This is a genomic window from Streptomyces sp. YIM S03343 (assembly GCF_054729195.1).
Genome location: NZ_JBPUKX010000001.1, coordinates 7,547,024 through 7,567,603, shown reverse-complemented (window position 1 = coordinate 7,567,603; position 20,580 = coordinate 7,547,024). Strand labels below are relative to the sequence as shown.

The 20,580-nt window shown below is 71.7% G+C and carries 18 protein-coding genes; 6 read left to right on the top strand and 12 right to left on the bottom strand.

Features of this window, described 5'->3' with window-relative positions; translation table 11 throughout:
• Nucleotides 1-6 precede the first annotated feature (6 nt).
• The 4 genes from ACSYGN_RS33415 to ACSYGN_RS33400 form a co-directional block, all read right to left on the bottom strand.
• A complete protein-coding gene (locus ACSYGN_RS33415) occupies nucleotides 7-411 on the bottom strand; it encodes a hypothetical protein (RefSeq protein WP_460402309.1) in 405 nt (134 codons plus the stop codon).
• Between the two features lie 94 nt (nucleotides 412-505).
• On the bottom strand, nucleotides 506-808 hold the full coding sequence (locus ACSYGN_RS33410; protein WP_460402307.1) for a response regulator transcription factor: 303 nt from the start codon (nucleotides 806-808) through the stop codon (nucleotides 506-508).
• 167 nt (nucleotides 809-975) lie between these two features.
• A complete protein-coding gene (locus tag ACSYGN_RS33405; protein WP_460402305.1) occupies nucleotides 976-2,331 on the bottom strand; it encodes a sensor histidine kinase in 1,356 nt (451 codons plus the stop codon).
• Nucleotides 2,328-2,984, bottom strand: coding sequence for a response regulator transcription factor (locus tag ACSYGN_RS33400; RefSeq protein ID WP_460402303.1), 657 nt, complete (start codon nucleotides 2,982-2,984; stop codon nucleotides 2,328-2,330). Before ACSYGN_RS33400 ends, ACSYGN_RS33405 begins: the two co-directional genes overlap by 4 nt.
• A 151-nt stretch (nucleotides 2,985-3,135) precedes the next feature.
• On the opposite strand from ACSYGN_RS33400, the gene ACSYGN_RS33395 reads away from it, so the two are divergent.
• The 4 genes from ACSYGN_RS33395 to ACSYGN_RS33380 are packed head-to-tail and all read left to right on the top strand — an operon-like array spanning nucleotide 3,136 to nucleotide 6,852.
• A complete protein-coding gene (locus tag ACSYGN_RS33395; RefSeq protein WP_460402301.1) occupies nucleotides 3,136-3,687 on the top strand; it encodes a hypothetical protein in 552 nt (183 codons plus the stop codon).
• Nucleotides 3,684-4,892, top strand: coding sequence for a peptidoglycan-binding protein (locus tag ACSYGN_RS33390; RefSeq protein WP_460402299.1), 1,209 nt, complete (start codon nucleotides 3,684-3,686; stop codon nucleotides 4,890-4,892). Before ACSYGN_RS33395 ends, ACSYGN_RS33390 begins: the two co-directional genes overlap by 4 nt.
• Nucleotides 4,889-5,626 (top strand): ABC transporter ATP-binding protein, encoded by a 738-nt coding sequence (locus ACSYGN_RS33385; protein ID WP_460402297.1) that lies wholly within the window; start codon nucleotides 4,889-4,891, stop codon nucleotides 5,624-5,626. Before ACSYGN_RS33390 ends, ACSYGN_RS33385 begins: the two co-directional genes overlap by 4 nt.
• Nucleotides 5,623-6,852 carry an ABC transporter permease gene (locus ACSYGN_RS33380; RefSeq protein WP_460402295.1) on the top strand — a complete coding sequence of 410 codons (1,230 nt, stop codon included), beginning with the start codon at nucleotides 5,623-5,625 and terminating at the stop codon, nucleotides 6,850-6,852. The genes ACSYGN_RS33385 and ACSYGN_RS33380 overlap by 4 nt, the downstream gene beginning before the upstream one ends.
• Nucleotides 6,853-6,934: 82 nt before the next feature.
• Here ACSYGN_RS33380 and ACSYGN_RS33375 read toward each other — a convergent pair whose 3' ends face one another.
• The 8 genes from ACSYGN_RS33375 to ACSYGN_RS33340 form a co-directional block, all read right to left on the bottom strand.
• On the bottom strand, nucleotides 6,935-7,765 hold the full coding sequence (locus ACSYGN_RS33375) for a TrmH family RNA methyltransferase (protein WP_460402293.1): 831 nt from the start codon (nucleotides 7,763-7,765) through the stop codon (nucleotides 6,935-6,937).
• 64 nt (nucleotides 7,766-7,829) lie between these two features.
• Nucleotides 7,830-9,062, bottom strand: a complete 1,233-nt coding sequence (gene cobA, locus ACSYGN_RS33370) for a uroporphyrinogen-III C-methyltransferase (protein ID WP_460402291.1) — start codon at nucleotides 9,060-9,062, stop codon at nucleotides 7,830-7,832.
• A 535-nt stretch (nucleotides 9,063-9,597) separates the two neighbouring features.
• The gene (cobT, locus tag ACSYGN_RS33365; protein WP_460402289.1) at nucleotides 9,598-13,728 is read right to left on the bottom strand and encodes a nicotinate-nucleotide--dimethylbenzimidazole phosphoribosyltransferase; all 4,131 of its coding nucleotides are present in this window, start codon (nucleotides 13,726-13,728) and stop codon (nucleotides 9,598-9,600) included.
• Between the two features lie 416 nt (nucleotides 13,729-14,144).
• A complete protein-coding gene (gene cbiE, locus ACSYGN_RS33360) occupies nucleotides 14,145-15,371 on the bottom strand; it encodes a precorrin-6y C5,15-methyltransferase (decarboxylating) subunit CbiE (protein WP_460402287.1) in 1,227 nt (408 codons plus the stop codon).
• A 145-nt stretch (nucleotides 15,372-15,516) separates the two neighbouring features.
• On the bottom strand, nucleotides 15,517-16,152 hold the full coding sequence (locus ACSYGN_RS33355) for a GNAT family N-acetyltransferase (RefSeq protein ID WP_460402285.1): 636 nt from the start codon (nucleotides 16,150-16,152) through the stop codon (nucleotides 15,517-15,519).
• Nucleotides 16,153-16,358: 206 nt separating this feature from the next.
• Nucleotides 16,359-17,192, bottom strand: coding sequence for a MetQ/NlpA family ABC transporter substrate-binding protein (locus tag ACSYGN_RS33350; protein WP_460402283.1), 834 nt, complete (start codon nucleotides 17,190-17,192; stop codon nucleotides 16,359-16,361).
• A 69-nt stretch (nucleotides 17,193-17,261) separates the two neighbouring features.
• Complete coding sequence (locus ACSYGN_RS33345; protein WP_460402281.1) at nucleotides 17,262-18,005, bottom strand: methionine ABC transporter permease; 744 nt, start codon at nucleotides 18,003-18,005, stop codon at nucleotides 17,262-17,264.
• The gene (locus ACSYGN_RS33340) at nucleotides 18,005-19,048 is read right to left on the bottom strand and encodes a methionine ABC transporter ATP-binding protein (protein ID WP_460402279.1); all 1,044 of its coding nucleotides are present in this window, start codon (nucleotides 19,046-19,048) and stop codon (nucleotides 18,005-18,007) included. Before ACSYGN_RS33340 ends, ACSYGN_RS33345 begins: the two co-directional genes overlap by 1 nt.
• 617 nt (nucleotides 19,049-19,665) lie before the next feature.
• Between ACSYGN_RS33340 and ACSYGN_RS33335 the strand changes: the two genes are divergently transcribed.
• Nucleotides 19,666-20,025 carry a hypothetical protein gene (locus ACSYGN_RS33335; protein WP_460402277.1) on the top strand — a complete coding sequence of 120 codons (360 nt, stop codon included), beginning with the start codon at nucleotides 19,666-19,668 and terminating at the stop codon, nucleotides 20,023-20,025.
• Nucleotides 20,026-20,089: 64 nt separating this feature from the next.
• A complete protein-coding gene (locus ACSYGN_RS33330; protein ID WP_460403893.1) occupies nucleotides 20,090-20,449 on the top strand; it encodes a hypothetical protein in 360 nt (119 codons plus the stop codon).
• The last annotated feature ends 131 nt before the right edge of the window (nucleotides 20,450-20,580 follow it).

Here is a 20,580-nt window from a genome sequence, read left to right as displayed (position 1 = left end):
TCAGCGTCAGCTGAAGTACGCCGAGGACACCGTGTTCTTGTAGGTCGCGTTCAGGTTGCCGTACCCGCCCGGCGAAATGAATCCGCAGGACCCGCTGTAGTTGTAGCCGGTGCACACCCACCAGGTGTAGGTGTCGCGGTTCCAGTCCGACTCGGTGTTGTTGTCGGCGTGGATCGTGGTGCCGGGGAAGTTGTCGTTGCTGAGGTCGGAGTCGGAGAAGTACAGGTCGATGACCGGCGTCCCGTAGTTGGCGAGGTAGTAGAGCCCCAGCTCGCCGACCTCGACGACGCCGTTCTTGCCGGTGGCGGCGGACGCCGGTCCGGCACTCGCCATTCCGATTCCGCCGAGTGCGGCGATCACCGCACCGGTCGCGGCGGCGCGGCGGAGCTGCCGCATGAATGTCGTTCGCACGATTGTTCCTCCAGGATTCGAGCCTTGCTGGCGTTACTCCGTCCCGTCCAGGAGTGCCAGGTATAGCAATGGCACCAGATCGTGCAGTGGGCAGCTATTGGCCGTTGGGACAGTTCTGCACGTGGTAGACGTAGGACACCAGTCCGGCCTGAAATCGCCCGGCGACCCCAAGCTTTGCCACGATGCTGGCAATATGGGCCTTGACTGTACGCTCGGTGATGCAAAGAGCGCGGGACACGTCACGGTTGGACGATCCCGTGGACAACAACCGGAACACATCCCACTCGCGTGCGCTCAGCAACTCGACTCTTTTGAGCACGGACACTTCGTCGGCCTGCCACTTGGTGCAATGCAACCGAACGAGTGCACAGCTCTGACACCCCTGAGAAACGTTCATTCTTCCCCCGGTTCTTCGGTTCCTTGGGGTCCACAACCGGGTCGGGGCTGCACCCAAAGCCACCGGGCCCCCGCGACACCTCAGAAGGGACCCCAATTCAGGCTACAGACAGGGATAAAGGCCGCGCCAGAAAAAGTAATAGATCCACAAAATCCACTGTTTCAGTTCTATTTTTTTCGGTCATCATCGAGAGACTGTTCGGGCAGCGCGACCCGGACCGTAAGCCCTCCTCCGGTACGCGGCACGGCGCTCGCCTCGCCGCCGTGCGCGCGGGCCACCGAACGCACGATGGACAGGCCCAGGCCCGTGCCCTGCGCTGATCCGACCCGGTCGTCGAGCCTTCGGAACGGTTCGAAGAGCGCGGGGACCTCGTACGGCGCCACCTCGGGCCCGCTGTTGTCCACCGTGAGGCGGACGGTGTCGTCGCCGTGGCCGCCGCAGACCACGCGTACCCACCCGCCGTCGATGTTGTACCGGAGGGCGTTCTGCACCAGGTTCTGCGCCAGGCGCTCCAGCAGCACCGGATCCCCCTCCACCGGTGCCGGGGCTGCCTCCAGAGTCAGCGTCACCCCGGCTCGCCGGGCATCCGGCTGGGCCAGGTCCGCCACCCGGCGCACCACCGCGGTCAGATCGACCGGCACGGGATCGGCCACCGCGTGCTGGGACCGCGCCAGGGTGAGCAGCCCGTCGATCAGCCGCTCGTGGCGGGCATTCACCGCCAGCAGGTTCTCGCCGAGCTGGGCGATCTGAGGCGGGGCGCCGGGTCGGCCCATCGCCACCTCCAGCAGCGTTCGGTTGATCGCCAGCGGGGTCTTCAGTTCGTGGGAGGCGTTCGCCACGAAGCGCTGCTGCCCTTCGAAGGCGGCGTCCAGCCGGCCCAGCATGTCGTCGAAGGTGTCGGCGAGTTCGCGCAGTTCGTCGTGTGGACCGGTCAGCCCGATCCGCTCGTGCAGGCTGCGGTCCGCGACCCGTCGGGCGGTTGCCGTGATCCGGCTGATGGGGCGCAGGGTGCGGCCGGAGACCAGCCAGCCGATCAGCAGTCCGCCGGCTGCGAACAGGCCGAGGGCCACCGAGCCGCCGACGAGGAGCGGTTTGAGCGTCCGCTTCCGGAAGTCGGCGCGGAGCTGCTGTGCGGCCGCGCGCACCTGCTCCTTGTACGCGGTCAGGTCCTCGTTCCCTGAGCTCCCCGACGAACCGCCGCTCGACGCAGGACCACTCGGCACGGAACCAGGTGCGTTGCCCACGCCGGTACGTGAAGACGGGGCGGCGTCCGGCACCTTCGCGGGAGCGGTGGCGGATACCCCGGGAGGCGGGTACACGGACGAGATGTCGATCGGCTGGGTGGCGATGATCCGATCCAGCATGACGTACGTGACCAGCAACAGCGTGACGCCGGAGAGCATCACCAGCCCGCCGTACAGCAGGGTCAGCCGGACGCGGATGGTCCGCTTCGGCGGATCCACCACGCCCCGGGCCACACCTGGGTTCCTGCGGCGGCCGGAACCGCTCAGGGAACCGTTCACGGGATCTGGTATCCGATGCCCGGAACGGTCTGCACGACCTGCGGCGGGCCGAGCTTGCGGCGCAGAGTCATCACCGTGACACGTACGACATTCGTGAACGGGTCGATGTTCTCGTCCCAGGCCTTCTCCAGCAGCTGCTCGGTGCTGACCACGCTGCCTTCCCCGCGCAGCAGCTCTTCCAGTACGGCGAACTCCTTGCGCGACAGCCCCACGTACCGCCCGTCCCGGTAGACCTCCCTGGGCCCCGGGTGCAGCGAGATTCCGGCGCGCGTGAGCACCGGTGGGGAGGCGGGGCGGGCCCGCCGCCCCAGTGCCCGGACACGGGCGACCAACTCGCCGAAGGCGAACGGCTTCGGCAAGTAGTCGTCGGCGCCGAGGGAGAGCCCGGCGATCCGGTCGGCGACCTCGCCGGCCACGGTCAGCATCAGGATCCGGGTGTCGTAGCCCTTCTCGACCACCGCGCGACACACCTCGTCGCCGTGCACCCGAGGCAGGTCCCGGTCCAGCACGAGAACGTCGTAGTCGTTGACGCCCAGCCGGTCCAGAGCCGCGGCGCCGTCGTAGGCGACGTCCACCGCCAGCGATTCCCGCCGCAGTCCTTCCGCGATCGCCTCGGCGAGCAATTCCTCGTCCTCGACAACGAGTACGCGCACGGCAGCCCACCTCCCCCTCAGTCCCGGGCAATATTGGCCGAGCATGTATAAGACGCCCATAAGCACCAGTCCTGACAGTGGATTTACAGGCCGTCAGATGTCCTCTCTACCGCAAGTACCGCAAGTACCGAAAACACGGGGGACATCTGATATGACCGGACACAGCATGAACCGCGTGCGCCACGCGGGATCACTCACCGCCGCACCGCTGCTCGCCCTCTTCCTCGGGGTCGTCGGCTGCAGCGGGTCCGACGACGGGCCCCGGGTGGCCACCGCCAAGAAGTCGGACGGTGCCGGCCGCTCGCAGAGCGACGACGACCAGGCCCAGAAGTACGCCGCGTGCCTACGCGGCCAGGGCGTGGTGATGAGGGAGACGTCCCAGGGCACGGCCGAGGTCGACAAGGAGAAGACCTCGATCGAGAAGATCAAGTCGGCGACCGAGAAGTGCCGCACGCTGCAGCCCGCCGCCTCCGCGCCGCCCATGCTGTCGCCCGAGGACATCGACAAACGCGGCCGGTACGCGGCCTGTGTCCGCGAACACGGCCTGTCGGCCTACCCGGACCCGAACCCGCAGACCGGCGAGTCCGAGCTGAGCACCGCCCTCGCCAAGCGGATCAAGACCGACCCGAAGGCGCGCAAGGCACTCGAAGCCTGCCGCAACCTCCTGCCGCGGACCGGCGGTGGGTCGGTGAACGGCGGATGACGGCAGTCGGACGGCGCAACCCTCGTACGCGAATCCTGGTCGGCGGGACGGTGGTGGTGGCCGTCGCGACGGTCACGACGGCGGCCCTCGGTTTCGGCGGCGGGAAGCCCGGTGCCGCTCCACCCCGCGACATGCCCGCCGCCACCGCCCACGTCGTACGTCGCACCCTCACCGACGAGACGAGCCTGTCCGGTCGGCTGGACTACGGCGCCGCCGCCCCCATCGTCTCTAGGGCGACGGGCACGGTGACCTGGCTGCCGCCGGTCGGAAGCCTCGTCGGGCGCGGCGGTACGCTGCTGCGCGCCGACGACAGACCGGTGCTGCTGCTCTACGGAGCGCTGCCGATGTACCGCGCGCTCGCAAAGGGCGCCAAGGGCGCGGACGTGCTCCAGTTCGAGAGCAATCTGCGGGCGCTCGGCTACACCGGCTTCACCGTGGACGAGGAGTTCACCAAGTTCACCGCCGCCGCGGTGAAGCGCTGGCAGCGCGACCTGGGGCTGCCCAGAACCGGTTCGGTCGGCGTGGACCAGGTGATCTACGGTCCTGGCCAGGTGCGTGTCGCGCAGCATTCTGTCCGCCTCGGCGCGTCGGCGGGCGCCCAGGTGCTCACCTGCACCAGCACCACCAAGGTCGTTACGGCCGACGTCCAGACCACCGACGCCGGCTGGGCAGTCAGAGGGACGAAGGTGCAGGTCAAACTGCCGAGCGGTGCGTCGCTGGAGGGGACGGTGGCGGCAGTGGGTGATGGGCAGACGGAGGGATCGGGGGATTCGGGGGGATCGGGGGGATCTTCGGGCGGGACGTCGGGCGGGCAGGGCTCGGACGGCGGGTCAGGGTCCGGGAGCGGGTCCGGGTCCGGGTCCGGAAGTGGAAGCGGAAGCGGGAGCGGGTCCGGATCCCGGGACGACACCGTCACGGTCACCATCACCATCGCCAAGCAGAACGCGCTGAGTGGGACGGACCCGGGAACGGTCGACATCCGGTATACGGCCGAACGGCGCGAGAACGTCCTGGCCGTCCCGGTGGTGGCGCTGCTCGCGCTCGCGGAGGGCGGCTACGGCCTTGAGGTCGTCGAGAACTCCGGTGCCGGCACCGGACCTCGTACGCGCATCGTGCCCGTTCGGACCGGGCTCTTCGCCGAGGGCCTGGTCGAGGTACGCGGCCCGGGGATCAGCGCCGGTGCGACCGTGGGGATGCCGGAATGAGTTCCGTGACGAGCCCCACGGCGGACACCGTGGCGAATGTGGCCGAACTGCGCGGCGTGTCCAAGACCTACCCCGGCGGCGTCACCGCACTGCGCGGCGTCGACCTCGACATCGGTTACGGCGAACTGCTCGGCATCGTCGGCCCGTCCGGCTCCGGCAAGTCCACGATGCTGCACATCATCGGCACTCTCGATCAGCCCTCGTCCGGCACGGTGCGTATCGACGGGCACGATGTATCGTGCCTGACGGACCGTCAGTTATCGGCGCTGCGGGCCGAGCGGATCGGCTTCGTCTTCCAGCAGTTCCACCTCGCGGTGGGGGTTCCGGTCCTGGACAATGTCGCGGACGGGCTCCTCTACGCCGGTGTGACGCTGCGCGAGCGCCGCGCAGCCGCCGAGGCCGCACTGACCCGGGTGGGCCTCGGCCACCGGCTCGGCCATCTGCCGCACCAGTTGTCCGGCGGCGAGCGGCAGCGGGTGGCGATCGCCCGCGCGGTCGTCGGCGAACCCGCCCTGCTGCTGGCCGACGAGCCCACCGGCAACCTGGACACCGCAACCGGCGCCGGGTTGATGGACGTGCTGCGGGACCTGCGAGCGGGCGGTACGACGGTCGTCATCATCACCCACGACCGGGAGATCGCCGCGGCTCTGCCCCGTCAGGTGCAGGTACGCGACGGCCTGCTGACGGACGGCGCGGCGGCACCCGCGCCCGGCGCGAAAGGCGGCGCGTCATGATGAGCACACCTCGCAGACCGCAAGGGCGACAAGCACTCACCCCACCGTCCCACGCCCGGCTGCGCCCCGCCGACGTCGCCCGGATCGGCGCTTCCGGTCTGCGCGCCCGGCCGCTGCGGGTCTTCCTCTCCGCCGTCGGCATCGCGATCGGGATCGCGGCCATGCTCGCGGTCGTCGGCATCTCAGCCTCCAGCCGTGCCGACCTCGACCGCGCCCTGAACCGGCTGGGCACCAACCTGCTCACCGTCAGCCCCGGCACCACCATGTACGGCGCCGACGCCCGGCTGCCCAAGGCGTCGGTCCGGATGATCGACCGGATCGCCCCGGTCCGTTCCGTCTCCGAGGTCGGCATGATCGACGCGCATGTGTACCGCAACGACCATGTCCCCAGCGGCCAGACCGGCAGCATCGAGGTCCTGGCGACGCGCTCCGGCCTGCTGCGCACCCTCGGCGGCCAGGTCACCGCCGGCACCTGGCTGAACGACGCGACCGCCCGCTATCCGGCGGTCGTCCTCGGAGCGAAGGCCGCACGGCGGCTGGACGTGCGCACGCCGGGGGTGCGGATCTGGCTGGGCGGCGAGTGGTTCGGCGTCGCCGGGATCCTCGATCCCGTACCGCTGGCCAAGGAGTTGGACACGGCGGCGCTGGTCGGCTGGCCGGCCGCTCAGCGCTATCTGGGGTTCGACGGGCACCCGACCTTCGTCTACGTCCGGTCCGCCGAGTCGTCCGTGGAGGCCGTACGCTCCGTGCTCGCCGCCACCACCAACCCCGAGGCACCCAACGAGGTGCGCGTCTCCCGGCCCTCGGACGCGCTCGCCGCGCAGCGCGCCACCGACCGGACGCTGGGCGCCCTGCTCCTCGGGCTCGGCGCCGTCGCCCTGCTCGTCGGCGGCATCGGGGTGGCGAACACCATGGTCATCTCCGTGCTGGAACGCCGCCCGGAGATCGGCCTGCGCCGCTCGCTCGGCGCGAGCCGCGGCCAGATCCGGCTGCAGTTCCTCGCCGAGTCTCTGCTGCTGTCCACGCTGGGCGGGGTGGGCGGCGTAGTGCTCGGCATCGGGGTGACCGCGGGATACGCCGCCGCCCGGTCCTGGCCGACCACGGTCCCGGCCTGGGCGATGGCCGGCGGTCTCGTCTCGACCCTCCTGATCGGCGCGGTCGCCGGGCTCTATCCGGCCGTCCAGGCATCGCGGCTCTCGCCGACGGAGGCGCTGACCGCGCCGTGAGCGGATGCCGTCGTGCAGGACGGCCAGTGGTGGAAGCGACCCGTCGACGGGACCACTGTCGACGGGGCTGCTGTCGACGGGGCTACTGCGGCCTCGTCGCGTAGAAGGCCACGGCTGAGGCCGCGGCGACGTTGAGGGAGTCCACCCCTGCGGACATCGGGATCCGGACCCATTCATCAGCCGCGCGCAGGGCGTCGACCGACAGTCCGTCACCTTCGGTGCCGAGCATCAGGACCAGCTTCTCGTAGCGGCGGGCGGCCAGTTCGTCGATCGTGATCGACTTCTCGTTGAGGCACAGTGCAGCGGTCACGAAGCCGTGCTCGCGGAAGATCTCGACATCCTTCGGCCAAGAGGTCAGCCGGGTCCAGGGGACGTGGAAGACAGCGCCCATCGACACCTTCACGGCCCGCCGGTACAGGGGGTCGGCGCAGCGCGGCGTGAGGAAGACGGCGTCCACGCCCAGTGCGGCCGCGTTGCGGAAGGCAGCCCCCAGATTCGCGTGATCGACTATGTCCTCGAAGATGGCAACGCGCTGGCCTGCACCCTTCTGCGGACGCGCAGGCGGCGCAAGCAGCTCGGCCGCCGTCGGGAGGGGCTTGCGCTGCATCGAGGCGAGGGCGCCACGGTGCACGTGGTAGCCGGTGACCTGCTCGGCAAGCTCGGGGCTCACCGCGTAGACCGGGGCGGGGAGTTCGTCGATGACGTCGCGCATGACGTCGATCCACTTGGCCGAGAGCAGCATCGAGCGCATCTCGTAACCGGCTTCCTTGGCCCGTCTGATGACCTTCTCGCCCTCGGCGATGAACAGGCCCTCGGCGGGCTCGCGCTTGCGTCGCAGCTCTACGTCGGTCAGGCCCGTGTAGTCGGTGAGACGCGGGTCGTTCGGGTTCTCGACGGTGATGAGATCGGCCACAGGGTGATACTGCCTTGAACTGAGTACGGTGCCAACGGCTGGGAACGGATTGTGTTACCGGCGGTTACGCCACCGGCGGCGGGCCCACGGCGACGACCTGGCCGACGACGATGACCGCCGGGGGCCGTACATCCTCGGTGACGACGGCCCGGGCGACCGTGGCGAGGGTCGCGTCGACCCGGCGCTGCGCGGCCGTGGTGCCCTCCTGGACCAGCGCGACAGCGGTGTCGGGGGACTTGCCGTGCGCGACGAGCGTTTCGGCGATCTTGCCGATCTTGTCGACGCCCATGAGGATCACGAGGGTGCCGGTCAGCTTGGCGAGGGATTCCCAGTCCACCAGGGAGCGCTCGTCGTCGGGGGCGACATGGCCGCTGACCACGGTGAACTCATGGGCGACACCCCGGTGGGTGACGGGTATCCCGGCCGCGCCGGGCACCGAGATCGAGCTGGAGATGCCGGGAACGACCGTGCACGGGATGCCGGCCTCGGCGAGCGCCAGCACCTCCTCCATACCGCGCCCGAAGACATATGGGTCGCCGCCCTTCAGGCGCACCACCGACTTGCCCTGCTTGGCGTGCTCGATCAGGGCGTTGTTGATGGCCTCCTGGGCCATGAAGCGACCGAACGGGATCTTCGCCGCGTCGATCACCTGGACATGCGGCGGCAGTTCGGCGAGCAGGTCGCGCGGGCCGAGGCGGTCGGCGATGACGACGTCGGCTTCGGCGAGCAGCCGGCGGCCCCGGACCGTGATCAGGTCAGGGTCACCGGGACCGCCGCCGACCAGGGCGACTCCGGTTGTGCGGGTGCGGTGGTGGGGCGCGACGAGGGTGCCGTCCCGCAGTCCCTCGACGACCGCGTCCCGTACGGCTGCGGTGTGCCGGGGGTCGCGACCGCTCGCGTCGGTGGTGAGCACGGCGACGGTGACGCCCGCGCTGTGTCCGGTGGCCGGGGTCCACGCGGTGGCCGCGTCGGCGTCGTCGGCCCGGACGCACCACACGCGGTGCCGCTCGGCCTCGGCGGAGGCGGCGGCGTTGACGGCGGGGTCGGAGGTGGCGATCAGCGCGTACCAGGCGTCTGCCAGGTCGCCGTCGGCGTAGGGACGTTTCTCCCAGGCGATCTCACCGGCGTCCCCCATCGCCTCCACGGACGGTGTCGCCTCCGGGGAGACAAGGCGCACGTCGGCGCCTGCCGCGACGAGTGCCGGCAGGCGTCGCTGGGCGACCTGTCCCCCTCCGACGACCACCACCCGGCGACCGGAGAGACGGAGGCCCACGGGGTAGGCGGGGTGTTCGGCCATGGAGGTGCGGCTCCTCTTTTCGGCGGGTGCGTTGCCCTTGCGGTTTGGCAGGGTTTTCGGCGAGCCAGCTCTGACGTGCGGATTTTACTTGGGGCGGTGGGGGTCTGGCGTGTGCGGTACGGCTGGCCGCCGTTTTGGGGGTGTACGGGTGCGGCGCCGTCGTGGTTTCTCGCGCAGTTCCCCGCGCCCCTCAGGGGGGTTGGGCGAGCCCCAGTGATCGGCGGGCCGGAGCACTGGCGGGCTGGGTGCGGCGCCGTCGTGGCTTGTCGCGCCCACGCGGCGGAGCCGCACATCGACACAGCCCCGCGCCCCTCAGGGGGTTGGTGCGAGCCCGTTGATCGGCGGGCCGGAGCACGTGCAGGCCGGGTGGGCGGTGTCTGTCCCAGCCTGGCCGGCGATTGAGGACCAGGCCCGTTCAGGGCCGGGCGGGGGGCTGGGGGCGGAGCCCCCAGGAGTGGAAACGGGAAAGGGCGGCGGGGGCGAACAAACCCGTCGGGCCGCCCCCGCCCCGCCCAGCCCCCACCACCGGCCGGGGCTACTTCTCCGTCACGCCCGCCGAGTCGAACGTGGCCACCTCGTGCATCGCTCGGGCTGTGCTCTGGACCAGGGGGAGGGCCAGGAGGGCGCCGGTGCCCTCGCCGAGGCGGAGGTCGAGGTCGACCAGGGGGCGCAGGCCCAGTTTGTTGAGGGCGGCCACGTGGCCCGGTTCGGCGCTGCGGTGGCCCGCGATGCAGGCCGCCAGGACCTCCGGGGCGATCGCGCGGGCGACGAGCGCCGCGGCACCCGCGCTGACGCCGTCCAGGATCACCGGCGTACGCAGGGAGGCGCCGCCGAGCAGCAGGCCGACCATCGCCGCGTGCTCGAAGCCGCCCACCGCCGCGAGGACGCCGATGGGGTCCGCCGGGTCCGGCTGGTGCAGTTCGACGGCACGCCGGACGACCTCTGTCTTGCGGGCCAGCGTCTCGTCGTTGATGCCGGTGCCCCGGCCGGTGACCTCGGCGGCGTCGGCACCCGTGTAGACCGCGATCAGCGCGGCGGACGCCGTGGTGTTGGCGATGCCCATCTCACCGGTGAGCAGCGTCTTGTTGCCCGCCGCCACCAGGTCCCGCGCGGTCTCGATGCCGACCTCGATGGCCAGCTTGGCCTCCTCGCGCGTCATCGCCGGGCCGGTCGTCATGTCCGACGTCCCCGCCCGCACCTTCCGGGGCAGCAGCCCTGGTGTCGCGGGCAGATCGGCGGCCACACCGACGTCGATGACGCACACCTCCGCGCCCACCTGGCTCGCGAAGGCGTTGCAGACTGCTCCCCCGCCGAGGAAGTTGGCCACCATCTGTGCGGTGACCTCCTGCGGCCAGGACGTGACGCCCTGGGCGTGCACCCCGTGGTCACCCGCGAAGATCGCGACAGCCGCGGGCTCCGGGATCGGCGGCGGGCACTGCCGGGACAGACCCGCGAGCTGGGCGGAGATGATCTCCAGCATCCCCAGCGCCCCGGCCGGCTTGGTCATGCGCTTCTGCCGCTCCCACGCCTCGCCGAGCGCCTTGGCGTCCAGCGGACGGATCCCGGCGACCGTCTCGGCGAGCAGATCGTGCGGCTCCTCACCGGGCAGCGCCCGGCGGCCGTACGTCTCCTCGTGCACCACCCAGGACAGCGGACGGCGCTTCGACCAGCCCGTCTGCATCAGCTCGGGCTCGTCCGGGAACTCGTCGACGTAGCCCACGCAGAGGTAGGCGATGGCCTCCAGATGCTCGGGCAGTCCGAGGGCGCGGACCATCTCCCGCTCGTCGAAGAAGCTGACCCAGCCGACCCCGAGGCCCTCGGCGCGGGCGGCGAGCCACAGGTTCTCCACCGCCAGTGCGGCGGAGTACGGCGCCATCTGCGGCTGGGTGTGGCGGCCCAGGGTGTGGCGGCCGCCGCGGGTCGGGTCGGCGGTGACGACGATGTTCACCGGGGTGTCGAGGATGGCCTCGATCTTCAGTTCCTTGAACTGCTTCGCTCTGCCCTTCGGCAGTGATTTCGCGTACGCGTCACGCTGGCGCATCGCCAGTTCGTGCATGGTGCGGCGGGTCTCGGCGGACCGGATGACCACGAAGTCCCACGGCTGCGAGTGGCCGACCGAGGGCGCCGTGTGGGCCGCCTCCAGCACGCGCAGCAGCACCTCGTGCGGGATCGGGTCGCTGCGGAAGCCGTTGCGGATGTCGCGGCGCTCCCGCATGACCTTCAGCACGGCCTCGCGCTCGGCCTCGTCGTAGGCGGGCGCGGCCGGTCCGACCGGGCGCAGCGCTTCTGCCTCCGGCACGGGTTCCGCCTCCACCTCGGGTTCGCCCTGGACCTCCTCCTGGGCCTCGTGGGCCTCATGAGGCTGGTGGGGCTCCGCCTGCGGTGCCTCCTGCGGCTGCTCCTGCGCGGGGGCCGGGATGTCGATGACGTCCTCGTGCCCGCCCGCCGGGTCGGTGTCGGGCTCCGCGGTGCGCGGGGCCGGTACGGTGGCGGCCGGTTCCGGCGTCCGCTCCTCGTCCGCGGGCAGAATGATCGGCTGCGGCGGGGTGGGGGCGAGGTGCGGGGTCGTCGGCACGGTGCCCTCGACCGGCACGAACTCGCCCAGCGGCTGGCCCGGCTGGGGCTGCAGGGGGACACCACCAGGGAGCGGGGCCTCGGCGGGGGGCGCAACCTGCTCCGGGCCCTGTCCGGTCGACGGGTCGGCTGGGTCGGGGGCGGCAGCGGCAGCGGCAGCGGCAGCGGGCAGGGTCTGGGGGTCGTCCACGACGGGGGCGGCGGGCTCCTGCTCGGGGGCTGGTGCGGGCTGCGGGTCGGGGGCGGTCGCCTGTACGGCCGGGTCCTCGGCCGGGGGCTGCGGGTCCGGTACGAGTTCGGGTACGGGCGTCTCCTCGGCGGCGGGCGCGAGCTGCTGCTCCGGCGCGACGGGGGCCGCCTCCGGGGCCACAGGGGCGTACGCCTCCGGCGCCTGGGCCGCCTCGACGGGCGGCGCGAACTGGGGGGCCGCCGGGGCTTCCGCCACCGGCTCCTGCACGGCCTCCGGGGCCACCGGCGCCGCCTCGGGGGCCTGGCCGGGGTCGACGGGCAGCGCGGTCTCGTAGAGGTACGTCACCTCGGCCGCCGGAACGGGCGACACGGCCTGCTGCTGCACGGCGGCGGCCTCCTGGACCTGCCCGCTCTCCGCGCCCTCGGCCACCGGCGCGACCGGAACGCCCCCTAGCGTGTCACCGGCACCGAACTCGGCGCCCACCACACCGTCCGGCCCCACCGGCACCGCCCCCGGAGGCACCGCAACGGCTCCCGTCCCCGTGTCACCGGACTGCACCGGCACCGGCGCGGGCCCGCTCACCGCGCCCGGCGCGGCCTCCGCACCACCGCCGTACGCGACGTCGGCCACAGGGGCGCCGGGAACGCCGTAGCCCCCCTCCGGCCGGGCCGGAACCGGAGCAGCGGCCGGAATGCCCTGCGCACCCTGCGCAGCCGTACCGGGGTCCTGGACCTGGGCGACCGGCGCACCCACGGCACCCGCCGCCTCGGTCACAAGGCGAGCCATCGTGGCCTCGGCGGCACCCGGTGCCGCGGGCTCGACGGGCGCACCGAGCTCGACGGGCGCACCGGGCTCGGCAGGCACACCATGCACGGTCTCGGCCACCGGCTCGGCACCCGGCGCGACCGCTTCCCCGGTCTGCCCCCCGGGCTCCGCCTGCACCACGGCCTCGACCACCGGGGCCACTGAATCAACCTGAGCCACGACCTCGACCTGACCCACGACTTCAACCGGAGCCACAGCCGCCTCGGCCACCCCCACAGCCTCAACCGGAGCCACAGCCTCAACCGGAGCCGCGGCCTCAACCGCACCCACAACCTCGACCGGGCCCACAGGACCCACAGGACCCACAGGACCCACAGCCGCCTCGACCGGCCCCGCAGCCTCGGCCTGCGCCACCCCGGAAACCGGGGCGCCCGCCACGGCAGGCCCCTCCGGAGCCGAAGCGATCGAAGCAACCGAAGCCGCCGACACCGCCGCAGCGGCCGCCGCGGCCGACGGAACCGACGGGACCACCGGCACCGCGGAGACGCTGGGCGTCGCCTGTGCCCCGGCAGGCGTCTGCCCGGGTGCCGCATGAGCCGCGTGGGTGCCCGCCGCCGGAGCGCCCCATGGCACCGCACCCTGCGGCCCGCCCTGGGACGCCCCCGGATGTGCGGCGTCCAGGTACTCCGGGCCCGCCTGCGCGGGCCCCGGTCCGGGCGCCCGGTGGCGCGCCGGTGCCCCCGCCGGGCCGCGGTCGGCGAGGGAGCGGACCGGGCTGGCGGAGGTGCTGGGCATCGGCGGGCCCAGATGCAGCGGGCGGCGCGGGGTGACGGGCGGGACGGGCATACCGTGCGCCGGGGTGGGCGTGCGGACGGCGCTGACGTCGACGAAGCCGGTGTCACGGCCGCCGGTCTCGTGCGCGCCCGGCTCCAGGACGGTCTCCACGACCGGTTCCGGGGCGGGCGGCGCCACCTCGTTGCCCCATGCGCCCTGGGCACCCGGCAGCAGCAGCTCTTCGTCCTCGGCGGTGGTCTCGGAGAGGTAGGTGTACGCAGCGTGCGCGGGGACGCCCGGCTGTTCCACCATGCCTGCGCTCTCCGGCTGCCCGTCGCCCGGGACCTGGCCGGTGTCCGTCATGCGTACCCCTCGCCCATCGGTTTAGTGCTCCAACGACCTGCTACCGGGAACGGCGCACCGACCGCCCCGTGGAGAAGAACGAGCGGGCGTGCCCAGCGGCACGAACAACCCGCCCCCAAAAGGCGACAAAGCCATTCGGAGGCATTGTCGTGGCGTGCCGGCCGTCGTGACACCTCGATCCGCGACAGCCCGTTGTGGACTGCGCCACAGCCCGCCGCGGACCCGCCACGTCGCGTGTCCTCCGGTTTCCGCCGTACCACTGCCGACCCCAAAAGGAGCGTGTTTTCCGGACATTGACGAACGAAGTTCCGGGCCACACGAGCGGTGCAACGATCGGCCAGCCTACCGCGCGCAGTACGACAACAGGATCACGGGGGCGCAATCCGGAAGAAGCATCCGGCAACCGGACGGCGCGCTCATCGCGGCGGTTCGCGCCGTCCCAGTTCGCCGCTCAGCAGGAAGGCGACGCTCCGTTCCTTCTCCGTCCAGGCGCGGGTGTCGAGTGCCACGGACTGGAGGAGCGAGCACTCGACCCGGTAGCCGCGCTCGGTCAGGTCACGGCCGAGGAGCTCGGCCTCGTCGCGGGTGGCGGCGTGGGCGACGACGCGCTGCGGGCGGCGGTCGGCCACGGCGGCCACCACGGCCGCTCCCCCGCCGCCGACCCGGACGACGTCCGGTTCGGGCAGGTTCTCCAGGACGTGCGGCGCGGTGCCGCGCACCACCTGGAGCTGGACGCCGAAGCGGCGGGCCGCCGCCTCGGTGCGGGCGCAGGCCTCCGCGTCCCGGTCGACGGCGATGACGGCGGCGCCGCCGCGCGCGGCCTCGGTGGCGAAGGCGCCGCTGCCGCAGCCGATGTCCCAGACGAGGTCCCCGACGCGCGGGCCGAGCCGGGCGAGTTGGGCGGCGCGCAGCGGTTCCGTCTCGCCCTCGCCGAGCGTGCCGCCGTAGGCCTCGGCGGGCTGGGTCCAGCCGCGCGGTCCGGCGCCCGGGTCGCGCCCGTTGATCCAGCCGCCCTCGCCCGCGGCGGCCGGGCCGCCCCCGGTGCCGCCGACGACGATGACGACGTTGGGGTCCCGCCAGCTGTGGTCGGGGGCCTTGTCGGAGGTGACGACGGTGACCTGCTCACGCTCCGTGCCGAGTTCCTCGCAGATGACGAAGGTGCGGTGCACCCCGTCGAGGAGCAGCCCGAGTTCGGCGGGTCCGGCGCCGGGCGAGGTGAGGACGGCGACCTTGGGGTGGGCGCGGCACACATTGACCGCGCGGCGCAGGGTGCGCCGGTGGGCGACGACCACCTGGGCGTCGTCCCAGGGCATCCCGGCGCGGGCGAAGGCGGCGGCGACGGAGGAGACGGCGGGGACGACCTCGACCTCCAGGCCGAACTCGGGTGCGCGCAGGGTCCGTACGACGCCGAAGAAGCCGGGGTCGCCGTCCGCGAGGACGACCGCGGTGCCGCGGTGGCCCGCGAGGGCGCGGGCGGCGAGGGCGAGGCTGCCCAGCCGGATGCGCTCGGCCGTGTGCGGCACCTCGGGGAGCGCCAGATGGTGGGGGGCGCCCGCAACCAGGGTGGCGGCGCCGAGGGCGGCGCGTGCCGCCCCGTTCAGCGGTGAGCCGTCCCAGCCGATCACCGTGACCCGGTCGGCCATCGTCGTCAGTCTCCAGGTTTCGCGCGGGTCTCGGGGGCGGCCCGCGACTCGGGGCTGTCCGGCGGATGGTGCCGGAGAGGCGGGCTTGGTGAGCGTACCTGGTCGGCGGGGGCGGATGCGGCGGCGCCGGTCGCGCGCCGGGCGTTCAGTTCCAGTCGGCGTACGAGACGAATCCGCCGGTGTCGGTGAGTTGCTCCACGCCTTCGAGGTCCTCGGGGAGCAGGCTCCAGACGATGAAGTCGGTGCGGACGTCGGACCAGGTGCCGTCGTCGGCTCGGACATGGGCTATGCAGGCGTTGCGGAGAACGCCCTCGCTGACGCAGCCGATCTTCTGGGCGACCTGCTGGGCGGCGGCGTTGTCGGCGGCGGTGCGCAGTTCGACGCGTTCGAAACGCTGGGCGCCGAACAGCCACTGGGCGGTGGCGAGGGCGGCCTCGGAGGCGTAGCCCTCGCCGCGCGCCCAGGGGGCGACGATGCACGTCAGTTCGGTCGCGAGGACCCGCCAGTTGGTTCTGGTGAGCCGGACGACCCCGACGAGGCGCTGGGTGAGGAACTCGGCGACGGCGAGGTCGAGTCCGTGTCCCGCGGTGCGTTCGGCGGGGGCCTGTTCGGTGATCCAGGCGCGGGCCTGGTCCTCGGAGAACGGCTGGGGCAGGTCGGTCCAGGCGCCGACCTGCTCGTCGTTCATCATCTCGGACAGCGCGCGCACGTCGTCCTCGTCGAGGGGACGCAGCACCAACCGCTCCGTGCTGATGGAGATGTCGGGGAAGGTGCTCGTCATGCGCCGCTCCGTAACCTTCGGAAATCCTGGGGGGCTTGCGAACTGCCCAGCATGCAGCATGAAACCACTGAACGGCACGACGGGGTCCACTCAAGGTGAATGAGCGGACCCCGTGCGTGGCCGGACGCAGGTGCCCGGACGGCGAGCGGGTGCCGGGCGGCACGCGGACGCCGGACTGCGCGAGGATGCCGGACGGTGCGCGGCCGTCAGAAGGACGCGATGACCGAGCCCTGGTACTTGTCCTCGATGAACTTCTTGACCTCGGGCGAGGTGAGGAGCTTAGCGAGCTTCTTCACCCGCGGGTCCTTCTCGTTGCCCTTCTTGACGGCGAGGAAGTTGCCGTAGGGGTTGTTCTTGGCGGACTCCAGGACAAGGGCGTCCTTGGCGGGCTTGAGGCCCGCGGAGATGGCGTAGTTGCCGTTGATGACGGCGGCGTCCACGTCGTCCAGGGAGCGCGCGGTCTGGGCCGCCTCGACCTCCTTGAACTTCAGGCCCTTGGGGTTCTTGGCGATGTCCTGGGGGGTCGCCTCGTTGCCGGCGCCGGACTTGAGGGTGATGAGCCCGTTGTCGGCGAGCAGCTTCAGGGCGCGGGCCTCGTTGACGGCGTCGTTGGGGACCGCGACGGTCGCACCGCTCTTCAGCGCGTCGGCGCTCTTGACCTTGTGGGAGTAGAGGCCGAGCGGCTCCAGATGCACCGTGACCACGGGCACGATGTGGGTGCCGCGCTTCTTGTTGAAGTCGTCGAGGTACGGCTTGTTCTGGAAGTAGTTGGCATCCACCGAGCCGTCCTCGGTCGCCGTGTTGGGCACGATGTAGTCCTGGAACTCCTTGACCTCCAGGTCGAGGCCGGCCTTCGCCGCGAGATTCTTCTTGATGTAGTTCAGGATCTCGGCGTGCGGGGTGGGGCTGGCGGCGACGACGAGCGGGCCGCTGTAGTCGGAGGAGCCGGAGGAGTCCTTGCCCGAGCCGCAGGCGGTGAGCCCGAAGGTGAGGGCTCCGGCGGCGAGGACGGCGGTGGTGATCTTGGCGGTGTTACGCACGAAAAGTGCCTTTCCTTAAGGGTGGTGCGACCCCGTGATGGGTGTACGGGGACATTTCGGGGGTGGAGGTCAGGCGACCTCGGTGACGTCGGCGGCCGCTGGCTCCTTCGCCTTCAGCAGGCGGAGCTTCGGCGCCGGGCCGGAGTGGCCGCCTCGGCGGTGCAGGGAACGGGCGGCGAAGTCGCCGGCGAACTGGATGACTGAGATGACGACGGCGAGGATCCCCACCGTGATCCACATCAGCTGGGTCTCGAAGCGCTGGTAGCCGTAGCGGATGGCGATGTCGCCGAGTCCGCCCGCGCCGACGGTGCCGGCCATGGCGGAGTAGCCGATCAGCGCGACGATGGTGGTCGTGGTGCTGGAGATGAGGGAGGGCAGGGCCTCGGGGACGAGGACCTTGCGCACCACCGTCCAGGTGTTGCCGCCCATCGCCTGCACGGCCTCGACGAGCCCGCCGTCCACTTCGCGGACAGCCGTCTCGACCAGGCGCGCGAAGAAGGGGATGGCCCCGATGGCGAGCGGCACGATGGCGGCCTCGCGGCCGATGGTCGTGCCGGTGACCCAGCGGGTGAAGGACATCAGCGCGACCATCAGGATGATGAACGGCATGGAGCGGGCGATGTTCACGATCTGCCCGATCACCTTGTTCGCCAGGACGTTCTGGAGCAGTCCGCCGCGGTCGGTGAGGACCAGCAGGATGCCGAGCGGGAGTCCGCAGACGACCGCGATGAGGGTGGACCAGCCCACCATGTAGAGGGTGTCCCAACACGCCTGCGACAGCAGGGGCTGCATCTCCGACCAGTCGGTCCCCATCACTTGGCCTCTTCCTTCACCGGCGCGGGCGCCTGGGCCGCACCGTCGACGACATCGATCTGGAGGCCCTGCTCGCGCAGGAACCCGATGGGCACCACGTTGTCCTCGTAGCGGCCGGGCAGTTCGATGCGCATCCGGCCGATCTGGAGGCCGCCGACGGTGTCGATGGCGGCGCCGAGGATCGAGATGTCGATGTTGTAGGTGCGCGACAGGCGGGAGATGACGGGCCGGGTGGCGGCCTCGCCGTGGAAGGTGACGTCGACGACGGTGTGCTCGTCCCCGGTGCCCGTGCCGCGCACCGGGAAGAGGGCTGCGGCCAGTTGGGAGCCGGGGGTGGCGAGGAGTTCGCTGACGGTGCCGGACTCGACGATGTGTCCGTCCTCCATGAGGGCGGCCGAGTCGCACACGGTCTTGACCACGTCCATCTCGTGGGTGATGAGCAGGACGGTCAGGCCGAGTTGCCGGTTGAGGTCGCGCAGCAGCTGGAGGATGGAGCGGGTGGTCTCCGGGTCGAGGGCGCTGGTCGCCTCGTCGGAGAGCAGCACCTTCGGGTCGCCGGCCAGGGCGCGGGCGATGCCGACGCGCTGCTTCTGGCCGCCGGACAACTGGGCGGGGTACGCCCTGGCCTTGTCGGCGAGTCCGACCAGGTCGAGCAGTTCGAGCGCCTTGCGAGAGCGCTCCTTGCCGGAGGTGCCGAGGATCTCCAGCGGCAGTTCGACGTTGTCCTGCACGGTGCGGGTGGACAGCAGGTTGAAGTGCTGGAAGACCATGCCGATCCGGCTGCGCGCCCGCCGCAGCTCCTTTCCGGCGCGCGGCCCGCGCCCGGCGAGGGCGGTGAGGTCGCGTCCGTCGACGGTCACCGTCCCGGCGGTGGGACGTTCCAGCAGGTTGACGCAGCGGATGAGCGAGGACTTCCCGGCGCCGGACTGGCCGATGACGCCGTACACCTCGCCTTCACGGACGTGCAGGTCGACGCCGTCGAGGGCGGTGACCTCCCGGCCGCGGGAGCGGTAGACCTTGGTGAGGCCCGTTGTGGTGATCACGTGGGTTTCCGTCACTGTCGAGTGCGCTGGCGCGGGTGTGCCCGGGCGCACGGCTGCAGGCTTCGGGGCGCGGCACGTCGCTCGCCGTGGGCGATGGCGTCGGGGAGAACGTGTGCGCCGGTGCGGCAGCGGTCACGGACGCGGCGGGGCCGTGTCAGGACGTACCGGGGCGGGCTCGCTTCGGGGCGCGAGACTCAGAGGCGGTGCGGGGGCCCTCTAGAAGGCGCACATTCGACACATACAACGAGCACCGGGCGTCATGGTCGCCTCGGTCGCAGTGCTGCGGCAGCTCGTCGTGGTCATGCGATCAGTAAAGCAGACATACGGTGCCGGGAATCCGCCACTGTCCACATTCCGGACAGCCATGGACGGCCGCCGGATGCGCGCGGGGCACCCGCCGTACCCGCCCTTGACCAGTGCTGACGGGCCCGAACGGCCCTCCCGCCCCGGCTCTGTGGCCCTCCGCCCTGTGCCCCCGCTGTGGTCAACACCACGCACGGGAACGGCACGCAGGCCCGCGGCGGCCCGCAGCACACCGCCCGTGACCGGCCTCAGACACGGCACACCGCCCGTGACCCGCCGCGAGGACGGCACACAGCCCGTAATAAAGTCGCCCCATGCTCAATGCCCTGACGCTGGTCACCGGTGTCGCCGCGCTGCTGCTCGCCGCGTGGTGCGGCTGGGCGGCCCATCGCGACCAGCCGACGAAGGACTGGCACTTCATCGGCATGGCCGTGGTCTCGGTGCTGGCGCTGGTCCAGTTGGTGACCGGGATCGTGCTGCTGGCGCAGGGCGAGAAACCGGAACAGGGCACGACGATCTTCGTGGCGTATCTGCTGGGGGCGTTCGCGTGCGTGCCGGCCGCGGGATTCATGTCGCTGGCGGAGCGCACCCGCTGGGGCTCGGTGACGGTCGCCGCCGGGGGCGTGGTCCTGGCCGTGCTGGAGGTACGGCTCTACGACATCTGGGGAGGGTGAGTTGACCGCCACTCAGGACAAGCAGGACAAGCCGACGAGGACCCGCTTGATCAGCGGGCCGGGCATGCTGCTGGTCTGGCTCTACGGCGTGATGGTGGTCGGCGCGGTGTCGCGCTCGGTGTTCCAGATCGCCACCGACTTCTCCAGGGCCCCGCTCGCCTACACGCTCTCCGCGGTCGCGGGCGTGGTCTACGGCTTCATCACGTACTCGCTGGTCCGCGGCGGCGAGACGGCCCGCAGGGCGGCGCAGTTGTGCTGCGCCGCCGAACTCGCGGGCGTGCTGGTCGTCGGAACGTGGACCCTGGTCGAGCCCTCGGCGTTCCCGGACTCGACCGTGTGGTCCTTCTACGGCGCGGGGTACGTCTTCATCCCGGTGCTGCTCCCGGTCTCGGCGCTGTACTGGCTGCGGAGGTCCCGCACCTAGGGCCTGTCGTTTGGATCAGGTCGCGGGATACCGACGGTGCCTGTCCAGCACCGGGCAGCGGGGTCTGGTGCGTGCGGCTGCAAGGCGGAGGAGGGAGTCGACGCGGAGCGTCGGCGACCGACGACAACGCC